Raw genomic sequence first — 12,103 nt, forward strand, 5'->3', positions numbered from 1 at the left:
TAGGAACTGTCTGAAAGCCTGGTTCACGACAACGTGGCCGGATTCAGGGCGCAGCGGGGCTGCATGCCGCGAAGCGCACTGGGGCGCTTATTCCACGTCGACGCTTTCGCCGGGCTGAATGCTCACGAGGTTGACTCCCGGCGCGTGCTCCTTGAGGGCCGTTGCAAAGGCTTCGGTATTTTGCGCAAGGACGGGAAAGGTGCCCCAGTGCATGGGCGCGACGTTTCGGCAGCCTAGGAACGAACAGGCTACTGCAGCCTCGGCTGCGTCCATGGTGAACCAGCCGCCGATGGGCAAAACGGCCAGGTCGATGTCGAAGAAGCGGCGGAACAGCTTCATGTCCGAGAACAGGGCTGTGTCGCCGGAATGATAGGCGCAGAATCCGCCGGGGAAGGTCATGATGTAGCCTGCGGGCGAGCCCGTTGGCGCGGAATGGATGGCCTGGACCATCTTCACATGCACTCCGGCTGCCACCACTGTGCCGCCAATATTCATGCCCAGGATCTGCGCGCCGGGCACTCCCTGCTCCTGCATTTTCGCCGCAAGGTCGAAAATGCACACCAGCTTGGCGCCTGTGGCCTTGCAGATGACCACGGTCTGGCCGATGTGGTCGCCATGGTCGTGGGTCAGCAGCACCGCGTCGATCTTGCCCACGGCCTGCCAGTCCGAAGGGGCCTTTGGGTTGCCCTCAAAGAACGGGTCGATGAGCACCCGCACGCCGTCCGCTTCAAACAGGAAATTGGAATGGCCGAACCAGGTAAGCTTCATGGCCGTGTCCCCCTTATTCTCCCCAGCGCTTGAACAGATCGTGGCCGATGTCCATCTGGTCGAGCACGCGCCCGGCCAGTTGGTTCACCATGTCCTCAATGGTCTTGGGCTTATGGTAGAAGCCGGGGCTGGCTGGCACGATGTCCGCGCCGGCCTCTTTGGCCGCGAGCATGTTCTTGATGTGGATGAGGCTTAAGGGGGTCTCGCGTGTGACCAGGATCAGGCGCTTGCCTTCCTTAAGCGTCACGTCCGCTGCGCGGTGGATGAGGTTGGTGCCGAAGCCCTGGGCGATGGCCGCTAGGCTCGCCATGGAGCAGGGGCAGACGATCATGCCTGCATGACGCCAGGAGCCGCTGGCCGGACCAGCCGCGATGTCTTTCTCAGAGTACGACGTGTGCGCTAAGGCCGTCAGATCCTCAGGCCGGAAGTCCGACTCCAGAGCGATGACTTTTTTCGCTGCTTCCGAAAGGATCAGGTGCAGTTCGACGTCCGGGCTCGCACTCAGGGCGCGGGCGATGGCCATGGCGTACTGCGGGCCGCTGGCTCCGGTCACAGCGAGGAGAATGCGTCGTGTGGTCATGGTTCCCTTTCGCCGGTCTTTCATTTTCCGGCAATTTACAGAGTAAGAAAACTCTGCGTGATTTGCAATGCGTGGCGGCGATTGAGGTACGGTGATTCGGTGTGTTTCCGGCGCAGCGTGGCTGTTATTGCCAGAGCCCGGCCTGCTCGCACTTCTGCTTGACCATGGGATTCTCGTTGCTCTGCAAGGCTTCGATGCGTTTGGCGCGGGTGCATTCCCACTGGTCCACGGGGTGCATCCGGTCCCAGGCGTCCATCAACTGCTCTTGCTGGCGGCTCATCTCAAATCGCGGGTAGGCCCAGGCCATGTACTTTACGCTGCGGGCGATTGTGCCCCGTGCGTGCTCTGGTGGTTCGACCTTGTTCCCTTCGATCTTCACCGCGCAAGAACCGAAGGTGTTCGGCGTTCCGGGAAGCATCGCATAGTTGAAGTTGCTGCGCATGGCGTTCACCGCGCCGATGGCCGGGTAGAGATTGTACATGTCCGCCTGCATCAGCCGGTATTCCTTGCTGACCCTCTCCGCGCATTTTCTGCCCTTGAACGGGCCGCGCTTGTCTTGACATTCTGGGGCGCCATCGCGCCATTCCGAAAACGTGCGGCCAAAGTTTTCCGCTGGAACCACGTGCTCCCACTCGATCCGGGAGGCCCGGGCCTTGTGCTTTGCCGCGGTGAACCCAGGCGGAAGGCTTACGGCGCCGTCCGCATCAAAGGAAGCCTGGCAATACAGGGTGGTGCGGTGGTCGTGGTAAACGAGGCGCTCAAGCTTCCGCTTGGCGTCTTGGAAAGAGTCCTCGCGCGTGTTGCCCCTGGGCTGGGCGATCTCCTGAGGCTTCTGCTTGGCTTTGCGCTCCTTGTCCGTGTCGCCGCAGGACAACAGGGCGAGGGCCGCCAGCAGGCACGCCAGCAGCGTGGCGAGGCGTCTCGCGGCTTGGGCGGCTGCGTTTGGCGTCATCTGGGGCTCCGGCTGGTGAGTGGGTTGGGGAGGAGGGGATGCCTCCGGCGGCCAGGGGGCATGCGCCCCCTGGACCCGCAGGCCATCGTTCCGGGGCAAGGCCCCGGAACGATGGGACAGGTCAGGTCATGGCGGCAGGGGGTGATGCCGTGTTTAAATGGGCACGCCCCCCCCTAATGGGATCCCAAAGGGCGAATGCCCTTTGGCCCCCGGAGGGTATTCTCTTCTCTTCCCGTTACAGCCCCAGATCCTTCCACAGCGCGTCGATGCGGGACTTGACGCCCTCGTCCATGTGCAGGGTGTCCGGCCACTCGCGGTGGTGTCCGTCCTCCGGGCCTTTCTTGGTGGCGTCGATGCCCATCTTTCCGCCGTAGAAGGCCAGGGGAGAAGCATGGTCCAGGGCGTCCAGCGGGCCGTCGAGGATGGCGATGTCGCGCCTGGGGTCCACGTTGTTGCCGATGCGCCAGAGCACCTCGGACACGTTCTGCACGTTGATGTTCTTGTCCACCACCACGATGATCTTGGTGAACATCATCTGGCCCATGCCCCACAGGGCGTACATGACCTTGCGGGCTTGGCCGGGGTAGCGCTTGTCGATGGAGACGAAGCAGAGGTTGTGGAACACGCCCTCCAGGGGCAGGTTCATGTCCACGATTTCCGGCAGCTGCTTCTTGATGAGCGGCAGGAACAGGCGCTCCGTGGCCTTGCCCATGAAGCAGTCCTCCATGGGCGGGGGGCCGACGAGGGTGGCCGGGTAGATGGCGTCGTGCCTGTGGGTCAGGGCGGTGACGTGGAACACCGGGTAGTTGTCGGCCAGGGAGTAGTAGCCCGTGTGGTCACCGAAGGGGCCTTCGCGGCGGCGCTCGCCCGGATCAACGTAGCCTTCCAGCACGAACTGGCTGGTGGCGGGCACTTCGAGGTCCACGGTCTTGCACTTCACCAGCTCCACCGGCTGGTTGCGCAGGAACCCGGCGAAGAGCATCTCGTCGATCTCGTCGGGGATGGGCGCGGTTGCTGCGTAGGTCACTGCCGGATCCGGGCCGATGGCCACGGCGACCTCAAGGCGTTTGCCAGCCTTCTCGGCCAAGTGGTAGTGATAGGCCCCGCCCTTGTGGCGGTGCCAGTGCATTCCGGTTGTGTTTTTGTCGAACACCTGCATGCGGTACATGCCTGCGTTGCGCACCCCGGTTTCCGGATTCTTTGTGAACACCACGGGCAGGGTGATGAACGGGCCGGCATCGCCCGGCCAGGTGGTCAGCACGGGCATGATGGACAGGTCCACCTGGTCGCCGGTGTAGACGACATCCTGGCAGCAGCCCTTCTTCACGTGGTCTGGGAAGATGTTCGTGAGCTTGGAGAGCTTGGGGATCATCTGCAGCTTTTTGATGATGCCGTCAGGCCGCTCGATCTCCAGGTACTCGTGGATTCGTTCACCCAGGGCGTCCAGATTCTCGGAATCCAGCGCCATGTTCATGCGCACATAGGAGCCGTACATGTTGGTAAGAACCGGAAATTTCGAACCCTTCGCCTTTTCGAACAGCAGGGCCGGGCCGAATTTCTTGCTTACGCGGTCTGTCACCTCAGCTATCTCGAGGTTGGGGTCCAGCTCGGCATCGATGCGCTTCAGTTCGCCTTTGCGGTCAAGATGCTTGAGAAATTCCTGTAAATCCTTGTAGGGCATGGAGTCCTCGTAGGTTTATGTTTCTCGCACACTATCAAAGGCGAACCCAGTCTGACAAGGGAGCAGGCTGCAACCGAGATGCCCCTTGACAGTGTAAAAACAAAAATTTAAACAATGTTTAACGGGTGTGTGATCCCTTAACGGCCCTTTTTATGCCAAAGATGGAGAACGCCATGACCATGCAGTCTGATTCTGGAACCAAGGCGCGGCTGCTTGCGGCCGCTCGGGTGCAGTTCGCCCTGCACGGCGGCAAGGAGGCCACGGTGCGTGACATCTGCGCCCAGGCCGGGGCCAATGTCGCCGCTGTAAATTACCACTTCGGCGGCAAGGAAAAGCTGTTCATGGCGGTGCTCATGGCCTTTCTGGACGAAGCCCAGGCCAAGTACCCGGTGCATATGGGGCTTGGGCCGGATGCTTCGCCCCAGGAGCGCCTCAAGGCCTACATCCGCTCCTTGCTGTACCGCCTCATGGGCGATGGCGATCCGGTGAACGAGAGGCTGGGGCAGCTTTTGAGCGCGGAATTCATCGAGCCCTCTGAACATTTTGAGATTGTCACCGAGCGCCACGTAGCCCCCCATCATGAGGCCCTTCTCGGCATTCTGCGCGAACTCTTGCCTGATGCGGAGGGGCGCACCATTCATCTGTGCGCAGCCGGGGTGGTGGGGCATTGCCTGCTTTTTGACAACGCTAAGCAGGTCATACGCACCCTGTACCCCGAAATTGCGCTGGAGAAGCTTGGCGTTGAACTGGTGGCGGACTTCGTGTTTCGCTATGCCCAGGCAGGCATCTCCCGTATGGGCGAACCCACCTAAAAAACATGCGTGTTGAATGTTTCGCAAAAGCGACCCCCCTGCCTGGGCGTTTCAGGCAGGGGGGTCTTGAGTTTGGGCGGGCGTGCAGGTCCCTCTTCCCGGACGCCCGCGCCGCAAGGGAGGGGAGAGTTTTCTAGACGGCCGCCTCCCCGCGCTCGTTGGTGCGGATGCGGACAGCGTCCTCTATGTTGGTTACGAAGATCTTTCCGTCGCCGATGCTGCCGGTGTTGGCGGCGTTGCGCATGGCCTCCACCACATCTGCGGCGATGGCGTCGTTGACCACGACTTCGACCTTCACCTTGGCCTTGAACACCACCTGGTACTCTGCGCCGCGGTACATCTCCACGTGGCCCTTCTGGCGGCCATACCCCTTAACCTCAGTGACGGTCATGCCGTGCACTCCGGCCTTGTCCAGGGCGTCCTTCACGTCGTCGAGCTTGTGGGGCTTGATGATGGCTTCAATCTTCTTCATGGCTTCCTCCGCACCCTTTAGCGGTGGGTCTTGTTGATGGAGAACTCGGGGTAGCCGATGACGGCCACTTCAGCCATGTCCAGGCCTTCCTGCTCAATGTCGGCGGGAACGCGAATCTTTGCGATCTTGTCGGAAAGCTTGAAGAAGATGAACATGACCACGAAGACGAAGACGATGTTCACGCTGACAGCTATGAGCTGGGCGTAGAGCTGGCTGGCATCGCCGTATAAGAGGCCCCGCACCGTGCCTTCCACTCCGTTCAGCTTGTCGCCGTAGGTGCCGTCCGCGAAGAGGCCGAGAGCTATCATGCCCCAGGCGCCGTTGACGCCGTGGACCGAGATGGCGCCTACGGGATCGTCGATCTTCAGGGTGTTCTCCACAAAGAGCACGCTGACGCAGAGCAGCAGGCCAGCGATGAAGCCGATGCCGACAGAAGCGATGGGGTTAACGAAGGCGCAAGGGGCGGTGATGGCGACCAATCCTGCGAGCAGGCCGTTGGCGGCCATGGAGACGTCCGGCTTGCCATAGCGCAGCCACATGTACATCAGGGCGGACATGGAGCCGCCAGCAGAGGCCAGCATGGTGTTCACCGCCACGACGCTGGTGCGCATGTCGCCGCCGGACAGGGTGGAGCCGGCGTTGAAGCCGAACCAGCCGAAGGCCAGAATGAGGCAGCCCGCGATGGCCATGGGGATATGGTGGCCGGGCAGGGCGTTGGCCGTGCCGTCGGCGCGGAACTTGCCAAGGCGGGGGCCGATGACGATGGCGCCTGCCAGGGCGGCCACGCCGCCGGTCATGTGCACGACGGAGGATCCCGCGAAGTCGAGGGCGCCGTGGCCCAGGCTGAAGTTGCTGCCCAGGGTGGAGAGCCAGCCTGCGCCCCACATCCAGTTGGCATACAGGGGGTACACGAACATGGAGATGAAGAATCCGTAGATGACGAAGTTCTTGAAGGTCCAGCGTTCAGCCATTGCGCCTGTGGGAATGGTGGCCGTGGTATCCATGAATACCATCTGGAAGAGGAACATGGTCAGCACTGTGGTGTCGTAGACGTCCTCGCCCAGCAAGAAACCCTTCATGCCGAACAGACCGAAGTCCTTTCCGAACAGTGTGATGGTGAACTCCTGGTTGAGCAGCGCGCCGCCGCCCAGGGCCGCAGCGCCGCCGCTGCCGCCCATCTGCAGGGCGAAGCCGGTGAGCCAGAAGCCCAGCATGCCGATGCCGTACACCATCATGTTCATGCCCATGGTGTGGCCTGCATTCTTGGCGCGGGTGAAGCCGGTCTCCGCCAGGGCGAATCCGGCCTGCATGAACATGACCAGGAAGCCGCACACGAGCGTCCAAACCATGTTGATGGCAATACGGTTGTGGCCCACGACATCAGCGAGCTTGATGGCCAGCGGTTCGCTGTCCTTGTACATTTCCATGTCCACTTCCGTGGGAGCGCCAGCTGTGGCGTTGACCACGTCGGCTGCTGTGCCGATGGTTGCGCCGGTTGGATCTGGCGCCGGGGCTTCTGCCGCGAAGACCGTGCCTGATCCGGCCAGGATGACCAGTGCGAGGGTAAGTGTCATGACAAAGTTCTTAAACATGCTGCCTCCGATGAGATTGGATTGAAACGGCCTTTGCATGTCTAGGGCAAGAACTGAGCCAATGATGTAATTATGAGAAATCATAGGTTATGTTTGATAATTTGGAAAACTCTCCTGTCACAAAAAATTACATTATTGTTGTTTTTTGTACTTTTCTGTAGATATGTTCTTGCTCACTATGTTTGGTGTCACGCTTAACAGACAAAGATAATGCACTTATATAGTTCGATTTTATGTTCTAGTTATTAATTGTGCACACTAAGAGTAGTACGCTGGTTCAAGGTTTCTCTCCTTTTTTTGGTATATTTTGATGTTGGGCTGCTTTTCCTGCTTCCGAATGGTGTGTGTCGGTTAATGTCCATAATTAAAAGGAATATTGAGAGCCTGCCTTGTGGATTGTCTCGAATATGCAGGGGTGATTTTCCTGTTGATATTTTTTGTGACTATTACGTAAATGTGTAATGTGCGAGATCTGTTGCTTTGAATACCTCGAAATCTGTCTTTTGTCTGATTCGTGTTGTCTGCGCTCGTCGTCATCGTTTAAGCGTGTGGCGACATTTGTCTGTTCCGTTCGAACGGTAAGGAGTGCGCCTGCCGCAATGCCCCGATTTTTGTTCCCTCGCCGCGAGATCTAGGCTATCAGCCCTGAAAGCGGGGCGCGGGCTTGACTTCTGCGCCCTGAGCATCATTTTCCCATAGAGATGCAGCAACTCTGTGCCGCCAGGGGCATGGTGTGCTTTGATTGTGGGCCTCGCCGGATTGTTACGGGTATCGAATTGCTGAGATTTGTTTTTCGATATTCTTTGACGCGCTGAGCGTCGCGCTGGTTGGATGTGTCTCACGTATTTTGCGCTAGCCTGTTTCTTGGGGTTTTACAAAACCCTTTGGGTAGGATATTTAAAAAGTCAGCCAAACCCTCTGGAGGACATCATGCTTGGCGAACTCTTTCAGCCCATGCATCTGCTTTTGATCCTGGTCATCGCCTTGTTGCTGTTCGGTCCCGGCAAGCTGCCGCAGATCGCCGCCAATATGGGCAAAAGCATTCGTGAGTTCAAATCCGCGCTTTCAGCGCCCGATGAAGTGAAGGTTGCGGCTCCGCCTCAGCAGGCAGAGGCCCAGCCTCAAGCGGCACAGCCTGCGCAGGCTGCTGCTCAGCCCGTGCAGCCCCCTCAGGCAGCTGCACAGGCAGAGGCTCCGAAGCAGGAGCAGAAGAGCGCGTAAGTGGCTTACGACCTTTCGAGTTTATGGGTTCCCGTAGGAAAAAACCCGGGCCAGACAACCGTGAGTCACGGCTGGCCCGGGTCACTTGATTGCAACGTCTGTTTCTTAAAGCCTGGAGCCGCCGCGTGGATCTGACATCTCTGCTTTCCACCTACGGTTACCTGGCCCTGTTCATCGGCACATTTCTCGAAGGTGAGACCATACTCATTATTGCGGGGTTCGCTGCCTATAACGGGCACATGTCGTTGCCCCTGGCTATTCTGGTGGCGTTTGTCGGCAGCTTTGCGGGTGACCAGACGGCCTTCTACGTGGGGCGCTACAATAAAAAGTTCCTGGAGACGCGGCTCAAGAAATGGGAATGCCGCATTGAAAAGGTGCACCGGCTGCTGGAAAAGCACCAGGTGCTGGTACTGATTTCATTCCGTTTCTTCTACGGCTTCCGAAATGTCACGCCCTTTGCCGTGGGCACCAGCAATATTTCGCCGCTGCGCTTCTTTTGTTTGAATGGCATTGGCGCGGCTATCTGGGCCGTGTCCTTCGGCGTTGGCGGCTACTATCTTGGCGACGTGCTGGAACGCTTTCTTCAAGATGCGAAGTGGTATGTCGCGGGCGGTCTGCTCGGAATTCTGGCAGCTTTCTGGATTATTAAGACCGTAAGAAGCCGGTTGCGCAAGTCTCGTTGCTAGCAGGCGTTCAGGGCTTGTCCGAGCGGCCTGGGCCGATGCTGCCGCCGCCCTTGTGGGCCGGGGCCTCCGGAACCACGCCGAGGGCCGCCCACAGGGAGAACGTCTCCAGGCTTGGCGCGCTTATTCCTTTCATTATCTCTTCTACGCTTCCCGACGCCGCGCCGTGATACGACTGCGTGAGGCTCCTGTTTGTCGTCAGAACGCCTCCGCGTAACGCCACACCAGCCATAAGCCCGACTCCATCGGTAAAAGCCATGACGGGCCGCTCCTCGGTGAGCGATCCCCGACTGGTCTCTTCGCGCACGCCAAGAATGTCGTATTTGGCCGAGGCATCGAAATTCAGCCCGCTGTCCAGCAGGCGCTCCAGCATCTCGTCCTCCATTATGGTCAGCACCAGCCGAGACTTTTCGAGTCCGGCCTGGAAGCCATAGCCCGCTCCTCCAACGGTTACGAATACCGGCGCTCCCCAGCCTCCGTCCGCTCTGCGGGCAACCAGCACGCCATTGCCGCCATGCACGGAATAGACGAATCCGGCCTGATACAGGTTCGGCAACACGATGATGGCGCGCGCGCCATCTATTGCTGCGTCGAGCATCTTGTCGTTCGTGCTCTGGCGAAGCTCGCGCAGTGCTTGTGCAGAGTTTTCCAAGATTGAGGCCGCTTGCGAGATGTGGGCAGGGGGTGTTTGCGAAGAGGAAGAGGGAGGCGCCTGGCGTTGGACTGCACATGCGGAAAGAGCGGCAAATCCGCAGAGGGCCAGGGGCAGCAGGCTGCGCACGGCGGTTCTCCTCCTGGGTTACGTCGTAAGGTTGGCCAGGGCGGTCAAGCGGTGGTCGGCTTCAATGTTTCTTGCGGATTGCGGGGCTTCCAGGATTTCCCGCAGCAGATCCACCCCGTCCAGCAGGCTCTGGCAGACCTCCGGTTCGGCGGACAAGCGGCCAGACCGCAACATGTCCAGCACATTTTCGAGCCGGTGCGCGGCGGTCTCCACCTGGCGCAGCCCAAGCAGGTTTGCCCCGGCCTTCACGGAGTGGGCGTCGCGGAACACTGCGTTCAGCAAATTTGTGGAAGGGGTGGCCGGTTCGCGCTCCAGCTCCAGCAGCCCCTTTTCCAGGGAGCTGATGCGCACCGCGCTTTCCTCGGCAAAGGCGGCCAGCACTTCCGGGTCGTGGTCAAACATTGTTCAGGCCCCGTTTGGCTTCGCGGGCAGCAACCAACTGCATTGCCATTTCCGGCAGGCGCTCCAGGTCTGGCTTGGCCACCTGCATGTCCGCGCCCACGCTGTCGCCCTTGTGGCGAAGCTCGTCGGTGATGATGGAAGAATAGAGGATCACGGGCACATCGCGCAGTATCGGATCGCGTTTGAGGAACTTGGTGAGGCTGAAGCCGTCCATGAGGGGCATCTCGATGTCCGAGATGAGGATGTCCAGAAAGTCCGAGACTGGCCGGTTCTCTGCCTGGGCGCGGGCGGCCAGTTCACGCAGGGAGGTTTGGGCTTCTTGGCCGTTGCCCACCACTGTGGGCGTGATGCCGGAGCGCTCCAATGTTTTTTTGAGCATCAGGCGGATGGTGGCGGAGTCATCTGCCACCAGGGCCTTGAGTTCGCGCGGGGCCATGAACTCCGCCGGCGCGGTGAAGTCGATGTCGTCGGGTGAAAGGTCGGCGATGATGGTTTCAAGGTCGAGGAGCTGTATGAAGTGCCCCTCGCGCTCCACGAGGCCGATGATGGCTTGGGTGCAGGCCTGGGGCATGTAGCCGCTCGGCGGGATTACTTCCGGCCAGCCAACGCGGTGAATGCCAGTGACTCCGGAGACCACGAAGCCTGTGACGGTCTTGCTGAACTCGGTGACGATGATGTTGTCGCGTGGGGCTGCAGCCTTCTTGATGCCGAGCCATACAGAGAGGTCGATGACGGGCAGTATGTGGCTGCGCAACGGGATGAGGCCCCGGAAGCTGGGATGTGAGGCTCCTGGCTGGGGCTCCAGGTGCGGGCTCTCGATGACCTCCATGACCTTGGCGACGTTGACGCCGAAGGAGTGGCGTTGCTCGCCGTTGTTTTGGCCGGAATCGCCATCGATATGGAACTCAAGGATTTCCAGCTCGTTGGTGCCGGTTTCCAGCAGGATTCCGGTGTCCATGGTGGGCTCCCGTGTTGGGGTCATGAAGGTTGATCTTGCAACTTTGTACGCTGCCCCAACGCAGCTGTAAAGCATCACGTCTGTCGCATAGGGGCACGTCCGCAGGCCTAACCAGACAGACAAGCAACCGGTGAGAAGGGCTTCGGAAGGGATGCCCAGGATCAACCTTGTTTCTGCGCTTGGCGGGTTCCGAAGCGCAGTGCCGATCATAGGCGCTGCGCAAGCTCGGCAGGCAGCGCGTTGGTTGGTGGGAGTATTTCAACTTTAGGTTCTCAATGTAATCTAGGCTGTGCGCTGCCTCGTCATGTTGAAAGTCAGGCTCTGGTATTTGCGCATGCAGTGGTTCTGCTACTTCTGTCTTTTTCCGCTAGAAAATATGCGATACCTGTATTGCTATTGTTTGTTTGTCGGTATACCTTGGCTTAACGCTCTGCCCTCCGGCTGGGTACGTGTCGCCAGCCCAGAGTCTTGGCGCCATGCTGGCGCTGGAACAGGGGATGTCACCACAGCATTGCATAACTTCAGAAAGGAGGAACAGGATATGCCAGGCGATCTTGTGAACATGTCGGATCAATTCAAAGGCTTGCCCATGGGGGAGCTCATTGGGGGCCCCCTTAACGCAGCCTGTGAAGCTCAGGTCAAGCTGGCTCAGGCTACGGCAGACTTCATCAAAGTTATAGGCTTTCTGCCACCGGCGGACAAAGGCTCCACCGATCCCTACAGCGGCGGCACGAGGACCGCGACTTTCAGGTTCAAGAGACCTGTGGACAATCCGGCAGTCAAGCCTGGGGAGCCTGGATCAACAATGGAAGAGGAGGTCGAACTCTGCGTGCCTCTTCTCGCCATCGTCAAGGTGCCCAATTTAAGCATCACGATGGTGGACGTGACCTTTGACATGGAGGTCAAATCCTCCTTCGCCTCAAAGGAATCCACAGATACCGAAGCCTCGCTTGACGCCGAAATGTCCGTCGGATGGGGCTGCTTCAAAGCCACTGCGAAGATCCACGGATCCGTGGCGAGCCACAAGGAGAACACCCGGTCCTCGGACAACTCGGCCAAGTATCACGTTTCTGTTCACGCCGAGGACAAGGGAATGCCTGAAGGCCTTGCCAGGGTGATGGACATTCTGCAGACCGCGTGTGCCCCCAGGGCCATCGGCGCGGCGAAGCCGGTTGCGGCGCTGGCGTAGAGCCAGGGTATT

At 59.7% G+C, this 12,103-nt stretch carries 13 protein-coding genes; 4 read left to right on the forward strand and 9 right to left on the reverse strand.

What is annotated here, in order from left to right; translation table 11 throughout:
* Nucleotides 1-87 precede the first annotated feature (87 nt).
* From Q8O35_RS11910 to Q8O35_RS11925, 4 genes are all read right to left on the reverse strand, one after another.
* The gene (locus Q8O35_RS11910) at nt 88-768 is read right to left on the reverse strand and encodes a metal-dependent hydrolase (protein ID WP_305573575.1); all 681 of its coding nucleotides are present in this window, start codon (nt 766-768) and stop codon (nt 88-90) included.
* A 13-nt stretch (nt 769-781) separates the two neighbouring features.
* The gene (locus Q8O35_RS11915; RefSeq protein ID WP_305573577.1) at nt 782-1,348 is read right to left on the reverse strand and encodes a UbiX family flavin prenyltransferase; all 567 of its coding nucleotides are present in this window, start codon (nt 1,346-1,348) and stop codon (nt 782-784) included.
* 124 nt (nt 1,349-1,472) lie between these two features.
* The gene (locus Q8O35_RS11920) at nt 1,473-2,300 is read right to left on the reverse strand and encodes an endonuclease (protein ID WP_305573579.1); all 828 of its coding nucleotides are present in this window, start codon (nt 2,298-2,300) and stop codon (nt 1,473-1,475) included.
* Nucleotides 2,301-2,535: 235 nt separating this feature from the next.
* A complete protein-coding gene (locus Q8O35_RS11925; RefSeq protein WP_305573581.1) occupies nt 2,536-3,981 on the reverse strand; it encodes a menaquinone biosynthesis decarboxylase in 1,446 nt (481 codons plus the stop codon).
* Nucleotides 3,982-4,154: 173 nt separating this feature from the next.
* On the opposite strand from Q8O35_RS11925, the gene Q8O35_RS11930 reads away from it, so the two are divergent.
* Nucleotides 4,155-4,793 (forward strand): CerR family C-terminal domain-containing protein, encoded by a 639-nt coding sequence (locus Q8O35_RS11930; protein WP_305573583.1) that lies wholly within the window; start codon nt 4,155-4,157, stop codon nt 4,791-4,793.
* A gap of 133 nt (nt 4,794-4,926) precedes the next feature.
* Here the strand turns inward: Q8O35_RS11930 and Q8O35_RS11935 are convergent, their stop codons facing one another.
* Complete coding sequence (locus Q8O35_RS11935; protein WP_305573585.1) at nt 4,927-5,265, reverse strand: P-II family nitrogen regulator; 339 nt, start codon at nt 5,263-5,265, stop codon at nt 4,927-4,929.
* Nucleotides 5,266-5,282: 17 nt separating this feature from the next.
* Complete coding sequence (locus Q8O35_RS11940) at nt 5,283-6,857, reverse strand: ammonium transporter (protein WP_305573587.1); 1,575 nt, start codon at nt 6,855-6,857, stop codon at nt 5,283-5,285.
* Between the two features lie 930 nt (nt 6,858-7,787).
* Here Q8O35_RS11940 and tatA point away from each other — a divergent pair.
* Together tatA and Q8O35_RS11950 are read left to right on the forward strand one after the other, a co-directional pair.
* A complete protein-coding gene (gene tatA, locus Q8O35_RS11945; protein ID WP_305573589.1) occupies nt 7,788-8,078 on the forward strand; it encodes a twin-arginine translocase TatA/TatE family subunit in 291 nt (96 codons plus the stop codon).
* 125 nt (nt 8,079-8,203) lie between these two features.
* Complete coding sequence (locus Q8O35_RS11950; RefSeq protein WP_305573591.1) at nt 8,204-8,764, forward strand: DedA family protein; 561 nt, start codon at nt 8,204-8,206, stop codon at nt 8,762-8,764.
* Nucleotides 8,765-8,771: 7 nt separating this feature from the next.
* Here the strand turns inward: Q8O35_RS11950 and Q8O35_RS11955 are convergent, their stop codons facing one another.
* The 3 genes from Q8O35_RS11955 to Q8O35_RS11965 form a co-directional block, all read right to left on the reverse strand.
* The gene (locus Q8O35_RS11955; RefSeq protein WP_305573593.1) at nt 8,772-9,413 is read right to left on the reverse strand and encodes a lipid-binding SYLF domain-containing protein; all 642 of its coding nucleotides are present in this window, start codon (nt 9,411-9,413) and stop codon (nt 8,772-8,774) included.
* Between the two features lie 147 nt (nt 9,414-9,560).
* The gene (locus Q8O35_RS11960; RefSeq protein ID WP_305573595.1) at nt 9,561-9,944 is read right to left on the reverse strand and encodes an Hpt domain-containing protein; all 384 of its coding nucleotides are present in this window, start codon (nt 9,942-9,944) and stop codon (nt 9,561-9,563) included.
* Nucleotides 9,937-10,926 carry a chemotaxis protein gene (locus tag Q8O35_RS11965; RefSeq protein WP_305573598.1) on the reverse strand — a complete coding sequence of 330 codons (990 nt, stop codon included), beginning with the start codon at nt 10,924-10,926 and terminating at the stop codon, nt 9,937-9,939. The genes Q8O35_RS11960 and Q8O35_RS11965 overlap by 8 nt, the downstream gene beginning before the upstream one ends.
* 517 nt (nt 10,927-11,443) lie before the next feature.
* Here Q8O35_RS11965 and Q8O35_RS11970 point away from each other — a divergent pair.
* Entirely contained in the window at nt 11,444-12,091 is a 648-nt protein-coding gene (locus Q8O35_RS11970) for a DUF2589 domain-containing protein (protein WP_305573600.1), read from the forward strand.
* The last annotated feature ends 12 nt before the right edge of the window (nt 12,092-12,103 follow it).

Origin of the sequence: Humidesulfovibrio sp., assembly GCF_030689645.1 — a bacterium.
In the GTDB taxonomy this organism is placed as follows: Bacteria; Desulfobacterota; Desulfovibrionia; order Desulfovibrionales; family Desulfovibrionaceae; genus Humidesulfovibrio.

Excerpts from the sequence above, each read along its gene's own strand:
- Q8O35_RS11910 (WP_305573575.1), bottom strand. The coding sequence starts at position 768 with ATGAAGCTTACCTGGTTCGGCCATTCCAATTTCCTGTTTGAAGCGGAC.
- Q8O35_RS11915 (WP_305573577.1), bottom strand. The coding sequence starts at position 1,348 with ATGACCACACGACGCATTCTCCTCGCTGTGACCGGAGCCAGCGGCCCG.
- Q8O35_RS11920 (WP_305573579.1), bottom strand. The coding sequence starts at position 2,300 with ATGACGCCAAACGCAGCCGCCCAAGCCGCGAGACGCCTCGCCACGCTG.
- Q8O35_RS11925 (WP_305573581.1), bottom strand. The coding sequence starts at position 3,981 with ATGCCCTACAAGGATTTACAGGAATTTCTCAAGCATCTTGACCGCAAA.
- Q8O35_RS11930 (WP_305573583.1), top strand. The coding sequence starts at position 4,155 with ATGACCATGCAGTCTGATTCTGGAACCAAGGCGCGGCTGCTTGCGGCC.
- Q8O35_RS11935 (WP_305573585.1), bottom strand. The coding sequence starts at position 5,265 with ATGAAGAAGATTGAAGCCATCATCAAGCCCCACAAGCTCGACGACGTG.
- Q8O35_RS11940 (WP_305573587.1), bottom strand. The coding sequence starts at position 6,857 with ATGTTTAAGAACTTTGTCATGACACTTACCCTCGCACTGGTCATCCTG.
- tatA (WP_305573589.1), top strand. The coding sequence starts at position 7,788 with ATGCTTGGCGAACTCTTTCAGCCCATGCATCTGCTTTTGATCCTGGTC.
- Q8O35_RS11960 (WP_305573595.1), bottom strand. The coding sequence starts at position 9,944 with ATGTTTGACCACGACCCGGAAGTGCTGGCCGCCTTTGCCGAGGAAAGC.
- Q8O35_RS11965 (WP_305573598.1), bottom strand. The coding sequence starts at position 10,926 with ATGACCCCAACACGGGAGCCCACCATGGACACCGGAATCCTGCTGGAA.
- Q8O35_RS11970 (WP_305573600.1), top strand. The coding sequence starts at position 11,444 with ATGCCAGGCGATCTTGTGAACATGTCGGATCAATTCAAAGGCTTGCCC.